At 44.1% G+C, this 25,568-nt stretch carries 17 protein-coding genes; 11 read left to right on the top strand and 6 right to left on the bottom strand.

Translation table 11 applies throughout. The features are described 5' to 3' along the window. The first annotated feature begins 145 nt into the window (after positions 1–145). The 3 genes from B5F91_RS03705 to B5F91_RS03715 all read left to right on the top strand — a co-directional run bounded on the left by B5F91_RS03705 (position 146) and on the right by B5F91_RS03715 (position 6,019). Positions 146–3,187 carry a TonB-dependent receptor gene (locus tag B5F91_RS03705; RefSeq protein WP_087427759.1) on the top strand — a complete coding sequence of 1,014 codons (3,042 nt, stop codon included), beginning with the start codon at positions 146–148 and terminating at the stop codon, positions 3,185–3,187. A gap of 25 nt (positions 3,188–3,212) precedes the next feature. Next, the gene (locus B5F91_RS03710) at positions 3,213–4,910 is read left to right on the top strand and encodes a RagB/SusD family nutrient uptake outer membrane protein (RefSeq protein WP_087427760.1); all 1,698 of its coding nucleotides are present in this window, start codon (positions 3,213–3,215) and stop codon (positions 4,908–4,910) included. A 191-nt stretch (positions 4,911–5,101) separates the two neighbouring features. Continuing rightward, the gene (locus B5F91_RS03715) at positions 5,102–6,019 is read left to right on the top strand and encodes an Rpn family recombination-promoting nuclease/putative transposase (protein WP_087427761.1); all 918 of its coding nucleotides are present in this window, start codon (positions 5,102–5,104) and stop codon (positions 6,017–6,019) included. 17 nt (positions 6,020–6,036) lie between these two features. Here the strand turns inward: B5F91_RS03715 and B5F91_RS03720 are convergent, their stop codons facing one another. Continuing rightward, positions 6,037–7,632: an ATP-binding protein gene (locus tag B5F91_RS03720; protein ID WP_087427806.1), complete on the bottom strand. Its 1,596-nt coding sequence runs from the start codon at positions 7,630–7,632 to the stop codon at positions 6,037–6,039. 252 nt (positions 7,633–7,884) lie between these two features. On the opposite strand from B5F91_RS03720, the gene B5F91_RS03725 reads away from it, so the two are divergent. The 5 genes from B5F91_RS03725 to B5F91_RS15355 all read left to right on the top strand — a co-directional run bounded on the left by B5F91_RS03725 (position 7,885) and on the right by B5F91_RS15355 (position 17,939). Beyond that, positions 7,885–10,851, top strand: a complete 2,967-nt coding sequence (locus tag B5F91_RS03725) for a TonB-dependent receptor (RefSeq protein WP_239416221.1) — start codon at positions 7,885–7,887, stop codon at positions 10,849–10,851. Positions 10,852–10,867: 16 nt separating this feature from the next. Continuing rightward, positions 10,868–12,499, top strand: a complete 1,632-nt coding sequence (locus tag B5F91_RS03730; protein ID WP_087427763.1) for a RagB/SusD family nutrient uptake outer membrane protein — start codon at positions 10,868–10,870, stop codon at positions 12,497–12,499. Between the two features lie 194 nt (positions 12,500–12,693). Beyond that, entirely contained in the window at positions 12,694–14,265 is a 1,572-nt protein-coding gene (locus tag B5F91_RS03735) for an ATP-binding protein (RefSeq protein WP_087427764.1), read from the top strand. A 31-nt stretch (positions 14,266–14,296) separates the two neighbouring features. After that, positions 14,297–16,543 (top strand): GH92 family glycosyl hydrolase, encoded by a 2,247-nt coding sequence (locus tag B5F91_RS03740; protein ID WP_087427765.1) that lies wholly within the window; start codon positions 14,297–14,299, stop codon positions 16,541–16,543. A 130-nt stretch (positions 16,544–16,673) separates the two neighbouring features. Further along, positions 16,674–17,939 carry a glycerophosphodiester phosphodiesterase family protein gene (locus tag B5F91_RS15355; RefSeq protein ID WP_239416223.1) on the top strand — a complete coding sequence of 422 codons (1,266 nt, stop codon included), beginning with the start codon at positions 16,674–16,676 and terminating at the stop codon, positions 17,937–17,939. 142 nt (positions 17,940–18,081) lie between these two features. Here the strand turns inward: B5F91_RS15355 and B5F91_RS03750 are convergent, their stop codons facing one another. Further along, positions 18,082–19,749, bottom strand: a complete 1,668-nt coding sequence (locus B5F91_RS03750) for a metallophosphoesterase (RefSeq protein WP_087427766.1) — start codon at positions 19,747–19,749, stop codon at positions 18,082–18,084. 187 nt (positions 19,750–19,936) lie between these two features. Here B5F91_RS03750 and prmA point away from each other — a divergent pair, with 187 nt between their 5' ends. Continuing rightward, positions 19,937–20,782 carry a 50S ribosomal protein L11 methyltransferase gene (gene prmA / locus B5F91_RS03755; protein WP_087427767.1) on the top strand — a complete coding sequence of 282 codons (846 nt, stop codon included), beginning with the start codon at positions 19,937–19,939 and terminating at the stop codon, positions 20,780–20,782. 107 nt (positions 20,783–20,889) lie between these two features. Here prmA and B5F91_RS03760 read toward each other — a convergent pair whose 3' ends face one another. From B5F91_RS03760 to B5F91_RS03775, 4 genes are all read right to left on the bottom strand, one after another. Continuing rightward, on the bottom strand, positions 20,890–21,264 hold the full coding sequence (locus B5F91_RS03760) for a YccF domain-containing protein (RefSeq protein ID WP_087427768.1): 375 nt from the start codon (positions 21,262–21,264) through the stop codon (positions 20,890–20,892). 117 nt (positions 21,265–21,381) lie between these two features. Beyond that, complete coding sequence (locus B5F91_RS03765) at positions 21,382–22,320, bottom strand: glycoside hydrolase family 25 protein (RefSeq protein WP_087427769.1); 939 nt, start codon at positions 22,318–22,320, stop codon at positions 21,382–21,384. Between the two features lie 227 nt (positions 22,321–22,547). Further along, positions 22,548–24,191: a diphosphate--fructose-6-phosphate 1-phosphotransferase gene (locus tag B5F91_RS03770; protein ID WP_087427770.1), complete on the bottom strand. Its 1,644-nt coding sequence runs from the start codon at positions 24,189–24,191 to the stop codon at positions 22,548–22,550. A gap of 44 nt (positions 24,192–24,235) precedes the next feature. Beyond that, positions 24,236–24,547 (bottom strand): hypothetical protein, encoded by a 312-nt coding sequence (locus tag B5F91_RS03775; RefSeq protein WP_087427771.1) that lies wholly within the window; start codon positions 24,545–24,547, stop codon positions 24,236–24,238. 6 nt (positions 24,548–24,553) lie between these two features. On the opposite strand from B5F91_RS03775, the gene B5F91_RS03780 reads away from it, so the two are divergent. After that, a complete protein-coding gene (locus B5F91_RS03780; RefSeq protein WP_087427772.1) occupies positions 24,554–24,838 on the top strand; it encodes a hypothetical protein in 285 nt (94 codons plus the stop codon). Next, positions 24,835–25,392: a 1-acyl-sn-glycerol-3-phosphate acyltransferase gene (locus tag B5F91_RS03785; RefSeq protein ID WP_087427773.1), complete on the top strand. Its 558-nt coding sequence runs from the start codon at positions 24,835–24,837 to the stop codon at positions 25,390–25,392. The genes B5F91_RS03780 and B5F91_RS03785 overlap by 4 nt, the downstream gene beginning before the upstream one ends. Positions 25,393–25,568 lie beyond the last annotated feature (176 nt).

Here is a 25,568-nt window from a genome sequence, read left to right on the forward strand (position 1 = left end):
AGGCAAGAACTGTAAACAAATTACATTGCCCCCTGATTACGAAAACAAACACAATAAACTGAAAAAATAGTGTGTAACCGTATCATTCTTTTCTGTATGCATACGTTTGCGCTATCTTGTTATATTAACCTATAAAATTACTCTTATGCAAAGTAAACTAATCACAAAAACACAAAAGCTAAGGAATTTCCTTGCCTTGGCTGCATTTCTTTTAGTGAGCACTTATGCATTTGCCCAAAACACGGTAACTGGTATTGTCAAAGACCAATCCGGACTACCGTTAGTCGGGGTAAATGTGGTGGAAAAAGGAACAACCAACGGTAACATTACCGATGTAAACGGTAAATATTCCGTAAATGTAGAACGAGGAAAGACATTAGTGTTTTCTTACATCGGATTTATCACACAAGAAATCAGAGTGAATTCAAACACAATCAATGTCACTTTGGCAGAAGATGCACAATCATTGGACGAAGTGGTAGTCATCGGTTACGGTAATATGCAACGAAAAGACGTGACAAGCTCCATCACTACTGTAAAGGCTGAAGACCTGAACGTAGGAGTCGTTACTTCTCCTGCCCAATTACTGCAAGGCAAAGTGCCTGGTTTAACTGTAGCCAATACTAGCGACCCGAACGGAGCTGCTTCTATCTCGCTCCGTGGTGCTTCTTCGCTCCGTACAGGCGAGGCTATGGAGCCTTATTACGTAATTGACGGTGTGCCAGGTGCCAGCCTCACACTTGTCGCTCCAGATGATATTGAAAGCATCGATGTGCTTCGCGACGCTTCCGCTACTGCTATTTACGGTTCAAAAGCCGCCAACGGTGTAATTATTGTGACAACCAAAAAAGGCAGCAAAAACGGACATACCAATATCAATTATAGTGGTTATGTAGCATGGGACAAGACTATGAATTCGTTAGACATGATGACAGCCGGTGAATTACTGAACTTTGCAAATGACAACGGTATCGACCTCTCACCATATTACGATGCTAACAATCCCGCCAACACAAATTGGCAAGATGAAGTGCTTCGCACCGGATTCAGCCATAACCATAACGTCTCTATTAATGGAGGAAATGAAAAAACACAATATAGTGCTTCTATCAACTTCATGGATCGCCAAGGTGTAGTACGCGGTACCAATATGGATCGTCTCAACGCTCGTTCTTTCCTACAAACCAAAGCTTTAAATGACCGTTTAGATTTAGCTTTCAGCGTAAATGCTAGCATACGCAACAGTTCTACCGGTCCTACCGGTCAATCGGGTGAAAGTGTTTTGGATGCCATGTATTATTATAGTCCATTGGTACCCGTGAAGAATGCAGACGGCAGTTGGTATCGCAATACCTCTATTTCGCAGAACTTCAACCCTGTTGCTATGATTAACGAAGACCGCTACGACACAAAAGAAAAACTGTTGCAAGGTAATGCGCAAGCTACGTTACACATCATTGACGGTTTAGATTGGCACTTAAATTTATCTTACCAAAACCAGCAGTATATTTATAGTAATTATAACAGCAGCCAATCGCAACTGCCCAGCGTATCTTCACGTAATGGTCAAGCAGACCGTACAACGGTAGAAAACATACGTAAACAGATGGAAACTTACCTCAATTGGAATCACACATTTGCCGATAAACACAAAGTGGGTGTCATGCTCGGTTATTCATGGGAACAAGCTGATAATAACGACGGTTTCGGTTTGAAGGTTTACAATTTCTACAATGACGCATTAGGCTATCACAACATGGCTATGGCCAACAATATTTCAATAACAGACATCGGTGATATAAATAACAAATACCTACTTTCTACTTTGCGTATGATTTCGTTCTATGGTCGTGTTAACTACAGCTTCAATAGTAAGTATTTGTTGCAGGCTACGGTTCGCCGTGACGGTTCTTCTGCTTTCGGTGCTAATAACCGTTGGGGTACCTTCCCTTCTGTATCTGCTGCATGGCGTATCATCGAAGAAGATTTCATGAAAGAACAAGATGTATTCGATGACTTAAAACTTCGTATTGGCTATGGTGTTAGCGGTAACTCATTGGGATTCGATGCTTTCATTGCCCGCCAAAGATATGGTTTTCCTAATAATGCTCAAAGTTTCTTCGGCTATGTAAATGCTTCAGGCACATCCGGTGATTATCGTGTTTTGGGTGCAGTCAGCAACTCGAACCCCAACTTGAAATGGGAAAAAACAGGTATGTTCAATATTGGTTTGGACTTTGGTTTCTTCAATAACCGATTGACAGGTACTATCGAATATTATAGTAAGAAAACCTCCGATTTGATTTATGATTATGATGTTTCCACCAGTCGTTATCCCTATAACAAAATGACAGCTAACGTAGGTGACATCAGTAATAAAGGTATTGAAATCACTATCAACGCTGTTCCTATACAAACCCGTAGCTTTACATGGAGTACTTCCTTAAACCTATCTCATAATAAAAACGTAGTAGAGAAACTTTCGAACGAAACTTATTCTGTAGATTATATTCCGATGGCTAATCCAGAAGTCGGCGGATATTCTACCAATGCCGAAGTACAGCGCATCCAAGAAGGTTATCCCATCGGTCAGTTCTGCCTTTGGGAATGGGTCGGCTACGGTGAAGATGGTGCCTCTATCTTTAACGACTACGACGAAGAAGGCAATCTGATTGGCACAACCGATGCTCCTGAACTGGAAGACAAACGTATGCATGGTTCAGCTCAACCGAAGATTGTTTATGGATGGAACAACGACCTGACGTGGAAGAACTGGACATTAACCGCTTTCTTCCAAGGTATGGCCGGCAATAAGATTTTCAATGCCACCCGCTGCTACTACAACAATGTCAGCTTGGTAAGCAATGGTAAGAACGTATTGGCAGAAGTGGCAAGTGAACAAAACGCACGCGACTCTCGTGCACAAGCTCCATCTGACCGCTATTTGGAAAACGGTTCTTATTTGCGTCTGGCTACTTTAACGTTAGGCTATAACTTTGGTAAGATTGGTAACTATATCAACAACCTACGCTTGTACGCTACATGCAACAACGTATTCACCATCACAGGTTACAAGGGTATCGACCCCGAAATCAGTCTAGGTGGTCTGACTCCGGGTATTGACTGGCGTAATACCACTTATCCGCGTACCCGTACATTCATGGTAGGTGTAAATGTGAATTTCTAACCCTTAATATTAAGCGATTAAAGATATGAAAACAAAAAATATATTGATAAGTGCCTTATTAGCACTGACAACCATCGGCTGTACCGATTTGGACGTGGATATTGAATCCCAATATACAGAAATGCCCGATTCAGAAATCGCCATTGAAGCCCAGATGAGTAATGCTTTCTATTCATTCCGTGCTGCCATCGGTCGTCGTTTTGATGAAGGCGTATCTTGTAACTCGGATGAGTATACAGCAGTCAGCTTTGATGGTGACTACCTGAATAACCGTGATATGGCAAATTTTTCGTTACACATGATCAGTCCAACAAACTCGGCTGCACAATTAGACGTATTCAACGAATTAATGACAGGGATTACCAATTGTAACCGTGTAATATTCGACTTGAGTGCGGGTGGCGTATCTGATGAAGACTTAGCCCCGTTGCGTGCAGCACGCGCATTCTATCACTTTATAATTATGGATCATTGGGGCGATACACCTATCATAGATCACTTATTGGGAGAAATTGAAGCAGTCGACCGTTCGCCACGTGCCGAGGTAGCCCGCTGGATTGAATCGGAATTGTTGGCGGTCCGTGATAATTGTTATGAAAATGTAGATGCTTCTACTTATGGCAAACCGACCCGCTGGATGGTTGACGCATTACTTGCAAAATTGTATATCAACTGGAATGTTTATACCCAAGATGTCACCAGTTCAAGTTGGTCAGCTGATGCGCCCAATGAAAAACTGAATGATTGTATTGCTGCCTGTGACCGTATCATAGCTTCCGGTCATTTCGACCTGAGCGACGATTACAAGACGAAGTTCATGTACACCAACGGATCGCACATCAAAGACTTTATCTATGCCATGCCGTTTGATGCAGAAACCGCACAAGGTATGACATTTGCCCGTTTCCGTACTTGGCGTCGTGGTCAGAACAGCAACGGCTTCTACAGCATTGAAATGACTAACTCTGTAGGTGGCAACATGACACTGACTCCGGAATTTGTAGAACTGTTCTGCCTGCCAAGTGACCGTCGTAACGATGTGATTGCAGGTAATACAGGTGAAAACATTGGTATGGAAACATTCGATGTATACCAGTATGACAACAATACCGGTGAACCGACTGATGTCCGCAACACTTATAACGGTGAAAATGTTACATTCACCAAAGCCATCACATTGGATCACTGGGTATATGAATATGAAGAGGATGGTAAAACTAAGAAAGACAGTACTTGGGTAGAAGGCAATGCAGACCTCAACTCTGGTGCTACACTTTCTGGTTGGACGCAAGGTTACCGCTCCATCAAGTTCTTCCCGGACATCAATGATTACAATATCTATAGCCGTAACCAAGATAATGACTTCCCTATCTTCCGTTATGCAGATGTCATCCTGATGAAATGCGAAGCTATTGTTCGTGGCGGTACACCCACCAACGGAGATACTCCGATGAGTCTGTTCAATCAAATCCGTGCGTATGTCAATGCTCCTCAAATTGTAGGAGATCCATCTTTACAAGATATCTTAGATGAACGTGGGCGTGAATTCTTGGATGAGCATTGGCGTCGCAACGACTTAATCCGTTTCGGAGACTTCGAACGTGATTGGGGATTCAAAGAAGATTTCAATCCTAATGCGAAGAATCCGCAATATCGTTTGTGGCCATTAAGTATCAATGTTTTGAACTCTAATACAAACTGGAAACAAAATCCGGGCTATTAATATTTCATAAACATTCATTTTTGATTTTCAAATAAAAGCCTTGCGCTACAGCCGTTGTCGTGATGACACCGGCTGTAATGCAAGGCTTTTATTATAACTAAGAAACGCTTATATCTGAAAAGTTCAACGTATTCTTGCCGTGAAATAAAATAAATCATTATATTTGCATTCAGAGCTATAAACATCAGGATATGAAAGAGAATTATATACGTTTCGATTGGGCAATGAAGCGGTTGCTACGCGATAAAAGCAATTATGTTGTACTAGAAGGTTTTCTCTCAACTCTATTGGAAGAAGACTTGCATATCTGCCGTTTCTTGGAAAGTGAATCAAACCAGACCGATGAAACGGATAAATTTAACCGCGCTGATATTTTGGTTGAGGACAGCAAAGGCAGACTGCTTATTATCGAAGTGCAAAACAACCGTGAATTAGATTATTTTCACCGGATGCTTTATGGAGTGTCAAAAACCATATCAGAATACATCAATTTAGGAGATGACTACGATAAAGTCCGAAAACTTTATTCTATCAATATTGTTTATTTTGACCTTGGTCAAGGTAAAGACTACGTATATCATGGGAAAACCATATTCCGTGGATTACATGACCCCAATGACGTATTAAAACTATCTGTCCGTCAACAAGAATTATTTATAGGGAAAGATGCCGGCGACATCTTCCCGGAATACTATGTATTACGTGTAAACGATTTCGATAAAGTAGCAAAAACACCTCTTGACGAATGGATTAAATTCCTCAAAACAGGAGAAATTGACAAAGAAGCCACAGCCAAAGGACTTCCAGAAGCTCGCGAACGGCTTCGAATCGACACACTCCCCGATGCAGAAAAGCGTGCCTATTACCGAGACATGGAAGCCCTGCGCTACCAACGCAGTGTGATCAAAACCGGCTGGGACGAAGGGCATACTAAAGGCTTTAAGGAAGGAGAAGCAAAAGGCAGAGCGGAAGGAATAGCAGAAGGCAGAGCGGAAGGAGAAAAAGAAAAGGCAAAAGAAATTGCAAAGAAAATGAAAGATATGGGACTTCCTGTAAAAGAGATTGCACAATATACGCAACTTACACAGGAAGAAATAACACAGTTATAACCCTATCCGCTTATACGTCAGCCGATATTTAGGCACTTCCATTCCTCTACCGTTCCTGTTTCAGAAGAGAAATTTACTCCTATTTTATATAGTCTACGCTTGTCCGACTCGTATGGACGGGCATACCCTTTCTCTTCTATCTGTGCCAATGCCTCGTCTGCTGAACCATCGCGTTTGAACTCAAAGATATAGACATAATCGGGCGTCTCTACAATACAGTCCGCACGTCCTTGACTTTGTTCCTTTTCCGTATAAACTGTATAGACGCTAATCAAACGGAATATCAGATAAAGTGTATAATGGAAATAACGCTCCTTTTCCGTTTCATCCTTCTTACTGCGCATCGTGTAGGGAATACTCGCCAAAAACGATGTGAAAAGCTTGCGAAGCTGTTCCGGCTCGCCTTGGCGTAAAGAAATGACTACACTTCTGACCCAACTGTTCAAATTCTCTTGGGGTTTTAAATAACTGGCTGCAACTAAAGAGACAAAACCACTCTTCACCTCATTGTTCGGGTAGTCGAGCAGGAACGTACCGAAGTCTCTATTATATCCTTTAATGGTCAGATAACCGCTTTGGTAAATCATCGGAAGGGGTTTCTCTACATCCGCCTTGTAATCCACAAACTCCTTATCCTCATAATATTTGCCGGTCAGTTCATTCAAGTTTTCTTGCGTATGTTGCAATAAGCGAATCAGGTAAGTTGGAGTACCGCTGGAGAACCAATAATCTTTTACATCTACATTCTTAAATGCATTCAGCAGACTGAAAGGATTGTACACGTCTACCATTTTTTTACTGAAATGGTATCCATCGTAGCGTTGCTTTAATATCTCTCTCATTTCCTCATCCGTACACAAGGCATCTTCCGCCAGTTGATGGATAGGCTCGGCAAAATAACGCTCCAATTCCTCTTGTGTAATGCCGCACAAGGTTTCAAATTGAGGTGCCATACTAATATCGTTCGGCTGATTGAATCCGCTAAACACGCTTACTTGCGAGAACTTAGTCACACCCGTCAGCAGAACAAATTGCAAATCATCGTCCGCTAGTTTAAAAGTCGAATAGAATCCCTTTAAGATTTCCCGATGGCGGGCTTCCAACAAACGCTCATTTCCATTTATCGTAGTCTTATAGCCCGTATCTAATACGTCCAGTATCGGCTTGTCGTATTCATCGATCAGCACCACGCAACGCCGTCCATATTGCTTATGAGCCTGAGCGAGCACGTATGCAAAACGCTTGCCTATATCTTTAAATTCCGTAGTCCGCCCGTATTCCTTTTCCCATGTGCTGACCGTACCTTCTATAATGTCTTCCAGCTTTCCCGATTCGGTGAAGTCTGTTCCATTAAAATCAATATGGAAAACAGGATACTCCGCCCACTCCGTCTCTAACCTGTCGATAGCAAGCCCACGGAACAATTCTTTTCGTCCTTGAAAATAACATTTCAAAGTAGAAACAAGCAGGCTCTTGCCGAACCGGCGCGGACGGCTCAGAAAATAAATCTTACCACCTTTTACCAATTGATAGATTAAGTCTGTTTTGTCAACATACACATAACCGTCACTGATTAGCTGGTCGAAACTCTGGATTCCTATTGGATACTTCATCATACACCATGTTTTAATAAATACAAAGATACTTTTTTTATTTCATCCACAAAAGCCTCAAAGCAATTTCTTCGCATGGAAAGTACACTCTTAAGTTTAAAAATACCGAATTAACAAGTTTGTAACGAGATTCGCATAGAAATGAAATAAGGGCGCAATATCGATGCAAAATCACGATTTTACTTTTGCAAACGAAATTAAACCCTAATAAACAATTATCTTATGCAAAGCAAGCTTATTACAAACAAATCCATGCTAAGGAAACTCCTTTCCTTTGCGTTTTTTCTTTTAGTAAGTACGTATGCATTTGCCCAAAACACAGTGACCGGTACCGTTACAGACAATACCGGAATGCCATTGATTGGGGTAAGTGTAATTGAAAAAGGTACTACAAATGGTAATGTTACCGACATTGACGGTAAGTACAGAATTCATGTGGAAAAAGGAAAGACCTTAGTTTTCTCTTACATCGGTTATGTAAACCAAGAAGTCGAAGTCAATTCAAATATCATCAACATTATGATGGCAGAAGACAACCAACTGTTGGATGAAGTGGTAGTCATTGGTTACGGATCGATGCAGCGCAAAGACATTACCAGTTCTATTACTACCATTAAAGCCGAAGATCTAAACGTAGGTATTATGACATCGCCCGGACAAATGCTCCAAGGAAAAGTTCCCGGACTGGTGGTAACCGGAAGCAGTGACCCGAACGCTTCACCCACTATCACGTTACGCGGTGCCTCAACCATACGTGAAGAAGCAATGGAACCTTATTATATCGTAGACGGTGTTCCGGGTGTAGACCTTTCGCTGGTATCTCCTGACGACATTGAATCAATCGATGTATTAAAAGACGCCACCGCAACAGCTATTTACGGTTCGAAAGCCGCTAACGGTGTAATTATCATCACTACTAAAAAAGGGAAAGAAGGCTCAGCCCACATCAGCTACAACGGTTATGTAGCTTTCGAGAAAGTAGCCAAAGACCTTGATTTAGCAACTGCAGAAGACCTACGCAACTATGCCACAGCCAATAACTTCGAACTCACAAGCGATAAAGGAGCCAATACCAACTGGCAAAAAGAAGTACAACGCACGGGAATCTCACACAACCATAACCTTGCGGTCAGCGGAGGCAACGCAAAATCGAACTACAATGTTAGCCTGAATTATCTTAACCATCAAGGCATCATCCGCGGTTCGGATATGGAACGTTTCACAGCTAGAGCTTTCGGTCAAACCACTGCATTGCATGACCGACTGACCCTATCTTTAGGTGTAAATGCCAGCCAAACAACAAGTAATGAGATTCCGACAGGTGGTTCCGGTGCAAGTGTCACAGACGCTATGGTATATTACTCACCTCTCCAACCGATTAAAAACGAAGACGGGTCGTGGTTCCGCTGGAACGGTGTAACCCAGTATTACAATCCGTTATCAATGATTAACGAAGACATTCAGAATACAGTATACAGAAGAATGCAAATGACCGGTAAAGCCGACCTAAAAATCATCGAAGGACTAACTTGGAGTGCAAACTTTTCGTATATGACCGACCAAAACGTCAAAAGCATTTATCATTCTACCAAATCGCAGATTGTAAACAGTAACGGAGAAGCAACACGCAACACGTACTTCAACAACATGAAAGTATTCGAAACATACGGCAACTATCAAACTACAATCAACGACAAGCACCGTCTCGGAGTAATGGTAGGTTATTCATGGGAAGAGACCAATAGTAACGACGGTTTTGGACTTACCGTAAAAGACTTTTATAACGATGCTGTAAAATACTACAACTTAAGTTATGCTAACCTCATCGACGGCATGAACGGTGTAGAAAGCGGAATGGAATCGACTTTACGCATGATTTCTTTATACGGACGTTTAAATTACTCGTTCGACAGCAAATACAACTTCCAAGCTACTATCCGCCGCGACGGCTCTTCCGCATTCGGAAAGAATAACCGCTGGGCTACATTCCCCTCTATCTCTGCAGCATGGAGATTAAGCGAAGAAAATTTCATCAAAGACTTAGATGTATTTGATGACCTGAAACTCCGTGTCGGATACGGTGTCAGTGGTAACTCATTAGGGTTTGACGCCTATACAGCCCTTCAAACTTACGGTGTATCAGGATGGTTCCAATATACCGACCCTAGTGGAGTCACTTCAAATATGCATACCATAGGAGCTACCAGAAACGCAAACCCTGACTTGAAATGGGAACGCACGGGTATGCTCAATATCGGACTTGATTTCGGATTCTTCAACAACCGTTTGAACGGTACAATCGAATATTACGACAAACGTACTTCCGACCTCATCTGGGACTACACCGTATCAACCAACCGCTATCCATTCGACAAAATGACGGCTAACGTAGGCGACATCAGTAACAAAGGTATTGAAATCACCATCAACGCCGTACCCGTTCAAACCAAAGACTTCACATGGAGCACAACACTGAACCTTTCACACAACAAGAACGTAGTGAAAAAGCTTTCCAATGAAACCTACTCAGTAAATTATATCCCCCAAGCCGATGCGGGTATCGCCGGAAACAGTGGTGTACAAATACAACGCATTATGGAAGGATGCCCAATAGGACAATTCTTCACTTACGAATGGGCAGGATATAATGAAGACGGTATTTCACAATTCTACGTACACGACCCTGAAACAGGAGAACGTACTGGAGAAACGACAACGACACCGACCGAAACAGACCAAACCAAAACAGGCTCGGCACAACCGAAAATTACATACGGATGGAGCAATGACTTGACTTATAAGAACTGGTCGCTCAACCTATTCTTCCAAGGTGTAGCAGGAAACAAGATATTCAACGCGCTGCGTGCACAATACAACTCTGTAACATTAATTACCCAAGGTAAAAACGTCTTGAAAGAAGCACTTACCGATCAACGTTACGGTGATGTAAACTCTCAATACGCATCCGACCGTTATCTAGAAAACGGAAGCTACTTGCGTCTTTCTACATTGACCCTTGCTTACAACTTCGGAAAAATATCCGACTGGGCAAACAACCTGTCCGTGTATGCAACCTGCAACAATGTATTTACTATCACAGGATATAAAGGAACCGACCCTGAAGTAGCTTTAGGAGGAATCACTCCGGGTATCGAATGGAGAGACAATTATTATCCGAATACACGCACCTTTATGGTAGGTATGAAAGTCAATTTCTAAAAATAAAAAGCTAACAATGAAAACATATATTAAAACCACATTCGCCGCAGCCGTTGTAGCATTTGCTACAAGCTGTGCAGACCTTGATGTCGAAGTCAAATCCCAATACACGGAATACCCGACCGAATCGGAAGTGGCACTTGACGCAAAAATGGCTGATGTTTATTATGCGTTCCGCAATGCATTAGGAAACAATTATAACCGCTACCAGACCTTTGCTTCAGACGAAGCAACCGGACTGAGTTTCGATGGAGACTATTACGATGGGGCAGAAAACGTAAATCCGACTTTACACAATTTTAAAGCAGAAGACGGTCCGTTGAACTGGTGGACTGATTTATCAAGCGGAATTACCCGCTGCAACAAACTGATTGCAGAATTCGAGGCTGAAGAGAACAGCGAGCAGTTCACTTCGTATATCGCTTCTGCACGTATGATGCGCGCTTTCTATCACTTCATCTTAATGGATAGCTATGGTGATGTACCTATTCTCAACAAAGTATACGGTGAAGATGAAGCAATATCGCGTAGTCCACGCAAGGAAGTAGCGGAATTCATTGAAAAAGAAATTCTTGAAAGCCTACCTTACTTAACCGAAGACAACAATGCATCTACCTACGGAAAGCCCAACAAATGGATGGCAGAAGCCTTGCTGGTCAAGCTCTACATCAACTGGGCGGTGTACACTTGTGGTGATGTGACTACGTATGATGCAGAAACGACTCCGAATAGCAAATTGAACGACTGCGTAAAATATTGTGATGACATCATTGACAGCGGCATTTTTAATCTGAACGATGAATACCGTAGCAAATTCATGTACGACAACGGCGTACAGATTGCCGACTTTATCTATGCTATGCCTTACGATTGCATCAATGCGCAAGGATTGCTCTACGGACGCTACCGTACTTTCCGCAGAATAGACGATGGTTCACCGATTGGTTATTACGGTGGGGAAATGACAAACTCATGCGCAGGTATCGTAGCCATGAATCCGGAATTTGCCGACCTGTTCACCTTGGAAGGAGATGACCGTAACGATGCCATACTGGGAGGTGCAGTGTTTGTGCATGACCCGCTCACAGGAGAAGCTACAGATGTACCTTATATATATAATGATGTACAGCTTGAGTTTACTAAGACCATTACGTTGAAAGAAGGAGGGGAAGAACAGCTCAACGCTGGCGCAGATGGCAACGGATGGCGCCAAGGATATCGTTCTATCAAGTTCTATCCCAATCCCAACGAATATTCCCAATACAGCCGCAATCAAAGCAACGATGTTCCTATCTTCCGCTTTGCCGACATCCTTCTGACTAAAGCCGAAGCTATTTTAAGAGGTGCTACCCCTACCGGCGAAGATACTCCTCAATCGCTGTTCAATCAGATTAGAGGATATGTAAACGCCCCTTTGCTTGACCACGAACCTTCTTTGGAAGAATTGTTGGATGAACGCGGACGTGAATTCTTCGATGAAAGTTGGCGTAGAAACGACATGATTCGTTTCGGTACTTTCGAAAGCGAATACGGTTTCCACAGACAAGACTTCCCTAATGCAAACTTTGACAAAAGCCATCGCATATTCCCAGTTCCACAAGACGTTTTGAATGCCAATACCAACTGGTCTCAAAACCCTGGTTACTAACATCCTCATCAATGAACATTCATTTTTGAAATTCTAATCCCTCAGCCTTGCTTTACAATCCGTATCGTGATGACACGGAGTGCAAAGCAAGGTTTTTTTATAATTGATGCAAGAAGATTTAAATTCTTTATCTTTCGTTTTCCGTTCTCCATAAAAAAAAGTATCTTTGTAGAAAGTAAAAAAACTTACGCCTTATGACACAATCGCTATTCGGAAGATACCCTGTCGGGATTCAGACTTTTTCTGAAATCAGAAAAAATAATCTTTTATACATAGACAAGACGGAATATGTTTACCGCATGACGCATTCGGGAAAGTATATGTTTTTAAGCCGTCCGCGCCGATTCGGGAAATCATTGCTTGTAAGTACCCTACATGCTTATTTCGAGGGACGAAAAGAACTATTTGAGGGACTTGCCATTGAAAAGTTGGAAAAGGAATGGACACAATATCCGGTGCTTCGCTTCGATATGAGTTTGGGTAAACACATGGATGTAGAAAGTCTGAACCGTTACCTGCATCATCTTTTACAAAACAACGAAGAACAATTTGGTATTGTCGCCCGTGAAGCGGAAGACGTAAATATCCGTTTTGCCAATCTGATTCGGAATGTTTACCGCCAGACCGGAAAAGAAGCCGTAGTCTTGATAGACGAATACGATGCTCCGTTGCTGGATGTCGTGCATGAAGAAAAAAATCTTCCGGCACTGAGAAATACAATGCGTAACTTTTATAGTCCGCTTAAAGCGTGCGACCCTTACTTACGCTATGTATTCTTGACCGGTATCACCAAATTTGCGCAAATGAGTATTTTCAGTGAACTGAACAACATACAAAACATCAGTATGTTGGCTCCTTATGCCGCCATTTGCGGAATATCTGAAGAAGAAATCCGTACACAAATGGATACAGACCTGGACAAATTGGCTAAAGAAATGAATCTGACTAAAGAAGAAACATTCGACAAACTAAAAGCCAATTATGACGGCTATCACTTCACTTGGCCATCGCCCGACATTTACAATCCATATAGCTTGATAAACGCTTTCAACGAAGGTCAACTGAAAGCGTATTGGTTCGAAAGCGGAACACCTACTTACTTAATAGAGATGTTGCACAAGTTCAATGTCCTGCCCTCCCAATTGGGAGAAAAATTCAATGCTTTGGCAAGTGATTTCGATATTCCTACCGAAAAGCTATCCAACATTACTCCCTTGCTCTATCAAAGCGGATATATCACAATAAAAGATGGTAATACATTTTTAGAATCGTACACTTTAGGAATTCCCAACCGTGAAGTCCGTATTGGGTTAATGAAAAGCTTGATACCTTATTATTTAACCCCAAATACACAAACAGCCTCTTCTGCTATCATCAATATAGCACAATGTTTATACCAAAACGATATGGAAAAAGCCTTGCAAAATATGCAAACATTCCTTTCGACTGTCCCTTATTGTGACAACACCCATTACGAAGGACATTACCAACAAGTGCTTTACATCATTTTCAGCTTATTGGGCTATTATGTGGATGTAGAAGTACGAACGCCCCAAGGACGGGTAGACGTAGTCATGCGTAGCCCTTCTACCTTATATATTATAGAAGTGAAATTGGATAAAAATGCAGATAGTGCCATAGAGCAAATAAACCTGAAGAATTATCCCGAACGCTTCGCGCTCTGTGGATTGCCGATCGTAAAAGTAGGTGTAAACTTCGATGGCGAACGACATACATTGAAAGAATGGAAGATATTTAATAATTAACGATTAATAATTGATGAAACTACAACAACTAATGGGCATAGCCTTTGGCTTGTGCCTGAGCGGAACACTTTACACGTCTGCTCAAACGCAACTGACCGACTATGTAGACCCGCGCATTGGGTCGGAAGGATTAGGACGGGTATTCATCGGTCCTTCTTGTCCTTACGGAATGGTCAAACCTTCGCCCGATTGTACTCCTTCACCCAATAGCGGCTGGTTACCCATGCCCGAACGGGTAGACGGATTTTCGCAAGTGCATGTAAGCGGAACGGGAGGAGGACCCAAATATGGAAACATTTTAGTGACTCCCTTTTGCAACGGAATGGAGCAAACCCAACACTTAGACTATCGGGCTTACGAAAATATCCGGTTGGGATATTACGACACTCGTTTCAAGCAAAGCGGCATCCGTACGGAAATCACCACCGCCCAGCGGGCTTCGTTCTATCGGTTCACCTATCCCGAAGACTCATTGAAATCATTGGCTATTGATGCAGGTTTCTTTTTGGGAGAAAGCCCTATACCTGACACCCGCGAAGCACAACAATTCGTAGGCTCGGAAATAGAAATCTTGTCCGAACATGAAGTATGCGGCTATACCCGCATCCGTGGAGGATGGAACAACGGACGTGCTTATACGGTTTACTTCTACGCCGAAACCGACAAACCCTTCATCGAAAGCCGCACGTGGAAAGGAAACAAAATCACCAACGAACGTTCTCAATTTGATTCCTACGAGAAAACCGGTGCCCTGCTCCGCTTTGCAAAAGGAGACTCGGTAGTACAACTAAAAGTCGGCATCTCCTTCCTGAGTTGCCAAAGAGCCAAATACAATGCCCATACCTATATTCCCCATTGGTCTTTCGAGCAAGTGCATAACGAGCTGTTGGCACAATGGGAAAAATTGTTCAAGGCGATTGAAATCGCTCCCGATACGCCCGAAGCACAAAAGCGGATGTTCTATACCGCACTCTATCACACAATGATTATGCCCGTAGACCGCACAGGAGAAAATCCGCTTTGGAACGACCCCGAACCGTATTACGATGACTATTATGCCATTTGGGACACTTACCGCACCTCTACCCCACTTATTACCCTCATCGACCCGCAACGGGAAACCGACATCGTGCGTTCGCTCATCACCATTTATAAACGAGACGGATATATGCCCGACGCACGAAGCGGAAACGCCAACGGACGTACGCAAGGAGGCTCGAACGCCGAAATCGTCATTGCCGATGCTTTTGTAAAAGGGCTGAAAGGCATTGATTATGAATTGGCATTGAAAGCCATGTTGCAAGACGCTACCGTACCTCCCGGAGGAAACCAGGAAGCGGAAGGACGCGGCGGATTAGTGCCTTACTTGGAATTGGGCTATATCCCCCACGGCATTCCTCGGGCAGGAAACCGCACCGTAGAATATGCGTATTGCGATTATGCCATTGCCTTGGTAGCAAAAGGATTAGGTAAGGAAGACCTCTATCAGCAATACCTGAAGCAATCGGGAAACTGGAAAAACCTGTGGCGAAGCGATTACGAACACGAAGGAGTGAAAGGATTCATTATGCCGCGCGATAAAGAAGGGAATTGGCTGGACCAACTTCCTTTCGGAAACTCGAAAGTGCAGAAACCTACCTATACCTACACACCGGTCACCTTCGAAGGACCGTGGTACACCCCGTGGTGGGATATGTTCTTCTACGAAGCCAGCTCGTGGGAATACTCGCTCAGCATCCCTCACGATGTGCCGGGACTCATCGCACAATGCGGAGGCAAAAAGAAATTTGAAGAACGCCTCGACATCTTCTTCGATAAAGGCTTTTATAACGTGAACAACGAGCCTTCGTTCCTCACACCTTGCCTGTACCATTGGATAGGAAAACCTTGGCGGAGCGATGACCGCATCCGTGAAATCATCACCAAGAACTTCAATGATTCGCCCATGGGACTTCCGGGCAATGACGATTCGGGTGCCATGTCTTCGTGGCTCGCCTTCCACATGATAGGTCTTTATCCCAATGCGGGACAAGATTATTACCTGATTCATGCCCCGATGTTGAAAGAAACCACGTTCAACTTAGCAAGCGGGAAGAAGTTCAAAGTCATCGCCCGCAGTCTTTCAGAGAAAAACCGCTATATCCAATCGGTTACGCTAAATGGAACGGAATATCCCTATTCTGCCCTGCGCCATAAAGACATCGAAGCCGGAGGCGAATTAATTCTGAATATGGGAAGCAAACCCGGAAAATGGGGAACTGAATTAGGATTAAAATAGCAGAAACAAAACGGAGTTAAAAGGAGTTATGCCTTCGGCAAGAGTTAAATGCCAATAGCATCAATGTATTGCCCCTAACTCCCTTTAACTCCTTAAAATAACTCCCTCTAACTTCTAATATACATACACAATGAAAAGAATATATCTTCTTTGCCTATTTATAATAGGTGCATGTTGCAACGGAAATATATGCGCACAGACTTCTATACCCGATACGTTATTGTTCGTGTTCAAACTCCACGGACAGACCCGTAAGTATGAAATGTCGTTCCGCAAGCAGAGCGATACCCTCCGCATAGATTGGCGTATCTTGCGAAACCTGCATTGGCAAAAAGGAAGCTACCTGATGACTCCCGCATCACAAGAAACGGGAAACACCTGGTGCTTTCTCCAACCCGTAGACAAAGAAAACCGTCTATTATCCACAAATGAAACCGCCTACATTCTCTCACGCCAAGCCTATAAGGAACTGAAGAAGAGCGGAACATTCCACTATAATCAAACCGTTTATAAGAAAGGGAACAAGAAAGGGGAAGCCTTGGGATGCCCGCTCATCCATTGCGTAGACCAAACCGAAGGAGCGGAAGTGTGGATTCTGGATAACGAATCCCTCCCTATCGTATGGAAGATGCAAAACAATCCATTGAACGTAAACTGGCAGGTAGACCATCCTTCGGCTGTATATAAAGACCCGATAGAAGTGGTGGTGCATCGCGGAGCCAATTATTTGGCACCCGAAAATACCCTACCTTCGGCATACGCTGCACTTGCGCACGGAGCTACGTGGATAGAGTTAGATGTACGGAAAAGCAAAGACGGAGTGCTGTACAACCTGCACGATGAAACCCTCGACCGTACCACCAACGGGAAAGGCGCATTAGCCGATATGAATTCGGAAGAAGTAGACCAATTAGACGCTGGAAGCTGGTTCGGCAAAGAATATGCCGGTACGCACGTGCCCCGCATCGCCGAGATGCTGGACTCACTCTATGGGAAAGCAAACGTGTTCTTCGATGTGAAACGCGGCACTCCCGTTAGCGACCTCGTGAAACTGGTCCGCCTGAAAGGATTCGCAACGAACAGTTTCTTTTGGTTTGCCGATGAAGGGATGCTGAAAGAATTTATCCGCCTCGCTCCCGAAATGAAAATCAAGGTAAACGCATCCGACATCGCCCGCCTGCAATACTGGATGACGGTATGCCGTCCATCGGTCGTGGAAATCAACCCGGAGCAAATCACTCCTGAATTTAAAGTCTTTTGCAAAACGAACGGAATCCGCATTATGGCGGCTATCCAAAACGGGACCGAAGAAGCTTACCGTACCGCTATACAGAAAGAACCAGACTTGGTCAACCTTGACCAACCCGAACTCTTCGAAAAAGTGCTTGCCGAATAAGAAACGCTACAAATAAACTATGTGACAATTTGTCAGGAAGTACTGCAAAAAATGCATACGGATTCATCGACTAACAAAGCAGGGTTCGTTCGCCAATGAAGCAGGCTTCATCAGCCAACGAAGCCTGCTTCATTTCAATCACTCACTTGCTATCTATCCTATCCTTTTCCAAATCAATGCGGAAATGTCCGCTCGGTTCCCCGTTCAAGAAACATTCGAAGATATCGGCTATCTCGCGCAAACGCAAGATAAGTTCATCGTCCACTTCCGACTTCCGGACGGCATCGAACAAGATGCGGTATTCCTCCATACGCTTCTCCGGAATCCAGCGCAAAGCCAGCTTATCGGCATAACGCAAACGGTATAAATCCAATATCAAATCATATCCGCTCCAATCGCTCCCGGCATCCGCTTCCATCCGCTTCCCTTCCGCATACGCCACCAATTGTGAACCGCTCATGCTTACCGCTTTCTTACGAACGATTTCGGGAAGGTCTTTCGGAATGAAGCGCACCCGTACCAAGTCGCGGAATTGCCAATCGCAAAACTCCGCATAGTCCTTCGAATCCAAAGCTTCTTTACTCCAATTCGGCTTTTTTCCAGCCCGCACATCATATTCATATTCTTTCTTATAAAGCCCGAACAAGCTATCAAATCCGGGCACAGAATCGACCAAGACCGTTTCTACCTCGAAACGCATGGCATCTTCCGCGGTCAGAATCTTGTAGGCGGGAATACATGTGGCAATAGACGGCACTTGAATATTATACAAACATTTCCCGTTCTTGCCCCGCTTTATCCCTGTATCGTTCACATGCATGTGACCCGCCACGTGAAGTCGGATACCTGCTTCTAAAAAGGCTTCCGTCACTTCTTCGCTTGGCACCCGATGCAAATCGAACTTCTTGTTTCCCCAAGCCTTACGGACAATATCGGAAGCACCATCGTTGAAATCCGCTAACGGATAATGCGAGTAAGCCACTAAAATCTTGTTCCGTTTCTTTGCCTCCGATGCCACTTTCCGCACCCACGGAAGAAGAAAGGCTTTATGCGCTAACACATTATTATATCCTACGCTCGACCCTTCGTAGGTCTGCACGCCGTTCTTCACCTCGCCGGGCAAATAGACTCCCCCGTCAATCGCTAAAAGCCAAAGCCCTTCTACCGGCTCCACCAAATAACTGGCATCAATCGCTTCCAGCGAATCGCATAACGTGTACCGGTGTTTATCTAACGCACCTTCGCTCAATGCCTCCTGATAATTATAGTCCGCATATTGATAAGAAGTGAAAGGAGTTTCCCAATACAGATACTCCGGTTGGGGATAGAAACCGAAAGCGGCATAGCATTGCATCTCGTCGGCATATCCCGCACAATGGTTCTCTCGTGTAGTGCGGCTCCCGTCGGGACGAAGAAAACCGTGTTCCTCGTTCTGCATACCGAAGGGACGCACCGGGTCGTGATTGCCCGTGGTCACGAAGAACTTCATTCCGAAACGCTCCCGATAGCTATCCAAGATTTCCTTGATTTTCTCTTGGTTCACGAATTGCCCGTTATCGGTCAAGTCTCCCGGAAGAACCACCAAGGTTATCCCCCGCTTGGCAGCATCCTCCAATGCCGCTATCAGGGCATAATAATTCTCATTGAACAAGCGGGTAGATTGTACCTGCACCTCCATCGAGCGCACTAATTCGGGATAATCCACAATGTTCTGAATGTGCGCATCGGAAATAAAAGCAATCCGGTGCTGGGCATAAGCCTCCGATGCGCACAAAAAGGACAATACTCCTATAAAACTCCAAATCTTCATATATTATTAATTTATTTGAAACGCGGATTAACGCGGATTTTCGCAAAAAACCAATTTTACTCTTCCGGCAAAGATACGCAAACATCCTCAAAGACCCGTTACAAGGTGATTAATTTTTCATTCTTATCGCTTTAACCGAAGAATTATCCCTATCTTTGCCCCGAAAACTAATGAAACATTGATTGGTATGAAATACATTGAAGTAAACTTTAGCGCACATCCGTGCAACGAGACCATAACCGATGTGCTTGCCGCCCTGACAGCTGAAATCGGATTTGAAAGCTTCGTGCCTTGCGAAGACGGGACACAAGCTTATATACAGAAAGCCTTATTCGATGAAGAGGCATTGAAAAACGTGCTTGCCGACTTCCCTATCCCCGATACCGATATCACATATACCCTTGCCGAACCCGAAGACAAAGACTGGAACGAGGAGTGGGAAAAGAATTTCTTCCAACCCATTGTGATTGGAGACCGGTGCGTGATACACAGTACGTTCCATACGGATTATCCGAAAACGGAATACGATATTGTCATCAACCCGCAAATGGCATTCGGCACGGGACATCATGAAACCACCAGTTCTATCATCGCCGAACTCTTAGACGCTGACCTGAAAGGGAAATCGGTGCTCGATATGGGATGCGGCACTTCGATTCTTGCCATTCTCGCCAGTATGCGAGGAGCCAATCCGGTGACCGCCATTGATATTGACGATTGGTGTGTGAACAATTCGCGTGACAATATCGCCCTAAACCACATCGATAACATTACCGTAGAATTGGGCGATGCCTCGCTCTTGAAAGACCGCCAGCCGTTTGATGTCATCATAGCCAATATCAACCGGAACATCCTGCTTGCCGATATGCCCGCCTATGCCGCCTGTATGCACACTGGGTCAGAACTCTACATGAGCGGATTTTATGTGGAAGACATCCCTGCCATACAAAAAAAAGCCGAAAGCTTAGGCATGGAGTTCGTGCATCATCGGGAAAAGAACCGCTGGGTTGCGGTGAAGTTCGTGATGCGCTAATTGTTTTCACCACAGATTACACAGATTTTATAAATTAATAATTAATAATGAATAGTTAATAACGGCGTATGTATCTGCTCCCGTTATTAACTATTCATTTTTCACTATTAACTATTTACAATCCGCTTGCCGAAAGGCGTAAGAGCCAATGCAGCTAACTTGAAATGTTGCCTTCCGAAAGGAATGCCGATTATCGTGATGCAAAGCAAGACGCCTAACCCTACATGTGTCAAGGCTATCCATACGCCTCCGCACAAAATCCATATCAGGTTCATAAGGATGTTAAGACATCCTCCGGTAGAGGGTGTGGTCTCTACCGTACATCCGAACGGGCATAATCCCAACATTGCCAGCTTAATGGTTTGCACACCGAAAGGAATGCCGATAATGGTAATCATCAGTACCAAGCTCGACACAAGGTATTCCAGGCATACCAGCCAGCCGCCTAAGATAATCCATAAAATATTCAGCAATAAATTCATAGGTTTTAATCTTCCAAATTTTGTAACAATTCTTCAGCAGACATAGTATTCAACAATTAGTGGATTTACAAAGATAAGATAAAGCATTGATTTACCCAAACACTTTCGGGCAAAAGTTTACGACTTATGAAAAGCCGAATCGGGAAGGATGGTCATGTGCTTCAAATCATCCAGCGTCCCGTTGAAGACATTCAAGTCCACTTGCTCACGGATGCCGGGAAGCTTTCCCCCGTCGGTATGTTGCCAAAACCTCCATTCACCTTCATAGCGCACGGAATCTACATAATAATGGGCAATCCAATAAGGATAAGTATTAAATATCGAATCGTTCAGATACCGTTCTTTAAACTTATACGAAGCATAAAGAATGGGCTTCACACGATAATGACGCTCTATCAGGCGGAGCCAAGTCTTTACTCCTCTCCGGAGCGCTTCTTCATCATCGCCTACCTTTTCAATATCAAGCACCGGAGGCAAGTCGCCCGGTTCGAGCTTGACCGAACGGATAAAGAAATCCGCCTGGCGGGCTGCATCGGTCTTGGGATTGAAGAAATGATAGGCTCCGCGAATAAATCCATGCCGGCGCGCACGTTCGAAATTGCGCACAAATGCGGTATCGCTGAAGTCTCCTCCTTCCGAGGCTTTCATAAAAACAAAACGCACCGGGAACGGGGCATTCTGAACCTTTTGAAGTTCTTCCCAATTAATAACCCCTTGATGATGGGAAATATCAAATCCGTGAACGGAATATCCGGCAGGAAGACATACACCGTATGCTTTCGTGCCATAACAAGGCTTCCAGCGATAGGCATACGGACGGATGAAGAAATAATAGAAACCGATAACAAACAAAGCAGCTATGCCTCCCATCGCCACATATTGAAGCCAGCTGGGTATGTTCCAAGTGCGTTTTTTCCCGCGCTTGCCTCTTTTTCCCGCAGGCTTTTTCTTCTTGCCAGCCCCACTTGTACGCCGTAATGAAGAAGATTTCTTCCCTTTTTCCGAAGGACTTCGGCGCGGCTTGTTTACAGGTGTCAAGGGCGATTCTTTTACCATATAATCGTATCGGTTTAAGTAATCTTATTCAAAGAAATGAGGGTGTATCAAAATAAAAATCCACTTTCATTTTGTCATCCTGAACGCAGTGAAGGATCTCGAATACACAAGCGAATGCACACGAGATCCTTCGCTTTGCTCAGGATGACATTACTTTTTAATAGTCAGAATTCTTTTTTGATACGGCCTCATTCTATATCAATCAAGCAATCGGGAAGATTATCCGATTACTTTTGGTGTTCCAATTGCAAAGTCTTCGTAGTCTGATCACATACTTCCGTCGGACCGAAATATTGAATCGGACCCGGATAAACGAATGAAGTTTCTTTTGCCCATGTTTCACGTGCAGCAGCAAAAGCTTTAAACGGAGCACCGTCCAGTTTCACCAATGCTTTCTGGATAACTGGCTTCATTTCTCCATGACGACGTTCCATGTTCATCATCATGGTAATAGGCACACCACCTGCAATCCATTCTTCTGCAGGAGCAGTCAGATTACGTACCGACGACATATAGCCCGTCTTTCCATTTGCCATCAATACAGCTGCGGTATAACCCAATGAATAGCAATAATCTGCATCGAAGTTCGACGGAGCTGCACAACGTCCTTCGTATCCGAAGAAGTGGTGTTGTGCGGAGAATTTGCCTGTGTACTTACCTTCTGCCTTCCATGCAGCCAATTTCTTACCTACCATTTCCGACAAAAGTTTTTCAGTTTCGATAAGAGATACCTGAACGTTTCCATGCGGGTCACGGTCCAAAGTCAATTGGCGAGCAACGCCTTCGGGTAGAGAAGCATAAACGTCTGCATTCTCTTTTGACAAGTTATTGATGATGTATTCGCGTTGCTTATTAGGCTCAATAGCAGCATATTCATCAGAATGGATAGCCAAGAAGTCATTCAATTCTGCAATCAACTTCTTCATTGCCGGGATAAATTCAATCAAACCTTCCGGAATCAATACCGTACCGAAATTGTTTCCTTCTGCGGCACGTGCAACAACAGCATTAGCGATATAAGTCACGATATCGTCCAATGACATACCCTTAGCTTCTACTTCTTCCGAAACCAAGCAAATGCTCGGCTGGGTCTGCAAAGCACATTCCAACGCAATATGTGAAGCCGAACGACCCATCAACTTAATGAAATGCCAGTACTTACGAGAAGAATTGCAATCGCGCTCGATATTACCAATCATTTCCGAATAAGTCTTACAAGCGGTATCAAAACCGAATGAAGTCTCAATCATTTCGTTCTTCAAGTCACCGTCGATGGTCTTCGGGCAACCGATTACCTGAATGCCGTAGTTCTTAGCGGCATAGTATTCTGCCAACACACAAGCATTTGTATTTGAATCATCACCGCCGATGATAACCAATGCCTTGATGCCCAATTCCTTCAAGATTTCATATCCTTTTTCGAACTGGTCTTCTTTCTCCAGCTTCGTACGTCCCGAACCAATGATGTCGAAACCACCCGTATTACGGTATTCGTCGATGATGTCAGCTGTCAGTTCCATATACTTGTGGTCAACCAATCCACCGGGACCCAAAATAAATCCGTAGAGCTTGTTAGCAGGATTCATCTTCTTAATACCGTCGAACAAGCCCGAAATCACATTGTGTCCGCCCGGAGCCTGACCTCCCGAAAGGATAACACCCACATTCATCGGGGCATATTCCTTAGCTTCTCCCGGTTCAAACTTCAGCAACGGCATGCCGTAAGTGTTCGGAAACAGCTTCTTGATTTCTTCTTGGTCAGCTACTGATTGAGTAGGTTCTCCTTCTACTACCTTTACCCCACCTTTCAATGCCTTAGGCAACTTGGGCTGATAGGCAGCTCTCGCAATTTGTAATGCACTTTTTGTCATAATTGTTTCTGTTTTTAAAAAGGTGTATATTGTCTCACTTTTTTCTAACACGCAAATTTCGTTCTTTTTTTTGGAATCTCAAAAAGTATGCCGCAAAAAATTACTGCATACGGCATCAGTTTGTACATTCGGTCAATCAAACGCAGAGACGCAAAAGCGCTTGTAGGGGCAGGGTTTGCCTGCCCGAATGCGTCCACAGATATATCCGTTGATGTATCAGGGCGGGCAACCCCCGCCCCTACATTGGATATTTGCGAACATTCATAAAAGATTTTTTTCGCAAACAAAGCGGTTATTTCAACCAAAAGCCTTATCTTTACACCACAATCAACCCTATTATCAACTTTTAAATACATACGATTATGGCAAAGAGAAGAGAACTTAAGAAATTCGTCAAGTATACATCAGGCTCTGTAACAGGCTTCATCTTGTGGGAAATAAGCCGTGCCAAGGAAGAGAAACGCCCGGCATACGACCAGCTTTTGGCAGATATCATCGACCTGCACAACGACATCGTGAGCCGCATCAGCCATACCGAACCGGGCAACGTGAAAGAGTTCTATAAAAAACTGAGAACCGATTTCGCGAAAGGAATCGATGCTATCTTCACCAAAACAGATGAATTAGCCGATAAAGAACAAGCATGAAACAAGCCCTCTGCCGATTCATTTATTATAAGGTATTAGGCTGGAAAGCGCATGTCTCGATTCCGGATTTCGACAAATGCGTGTTCTGCGCCGCACCGCATACCACCAACTGGGACCTTTTCATAGGCAAGCTCTTCATCTCCGCCATTGGGCGCGAGTCGGGCTTCATGATGAAGAAAGAATGGTTCTTCTTCCCCTTGGGCATCCTGTTCCGGTGGATGGGAGGCATCCCCGTGCGGCGCGACAAGCATACATCGCTGGTCGACCAGATTATCCGGCAGGCAAAGGAAAGCAAGAAATTCCACCTCGCCATCACGCCCGAAGGCACCCGCTCGCCCAATCCGAACTGGAAACGGGGCTTCTACTACATCGCACAAGGAGCGGAAATCCCCATCGTGCTCGTGGGCATCGATTACGAGAAGAAATGCATCCGAGCCGAAAAATACCTGTATGCCAGCGGAGACATCGAACGGGACATGCGCGAAATCAAGCTCTACTTCAAGCCGTTCAAAGGCAAACATCCCGAACGGTTCGACTTAGGAGAGAACGTATAGTTAATAATGAATAGTGAAGTATTAATAACGGTAGTGATTGATATGGTCATAACGTCATTAGTCTTTCACCAAAAATGAATGACCGCATTTCACCAGATTACTTGCAGGGGCGTATCGCATACGCCCTGAAAACATCCACCTGTATAGTTGGTGCATTCGGGCGTATGCAATACGCC

The organism is Bacteroides sp. An322 (assembly GCF_002161765.1).
Taxonomy (GTDB): domain Bacteria; phylum Bacteroidota; class Bacteroidia; order Bacteroidales; family Bacteroidaceae; genus Phocaeicola; species Phocaeicola merdavium.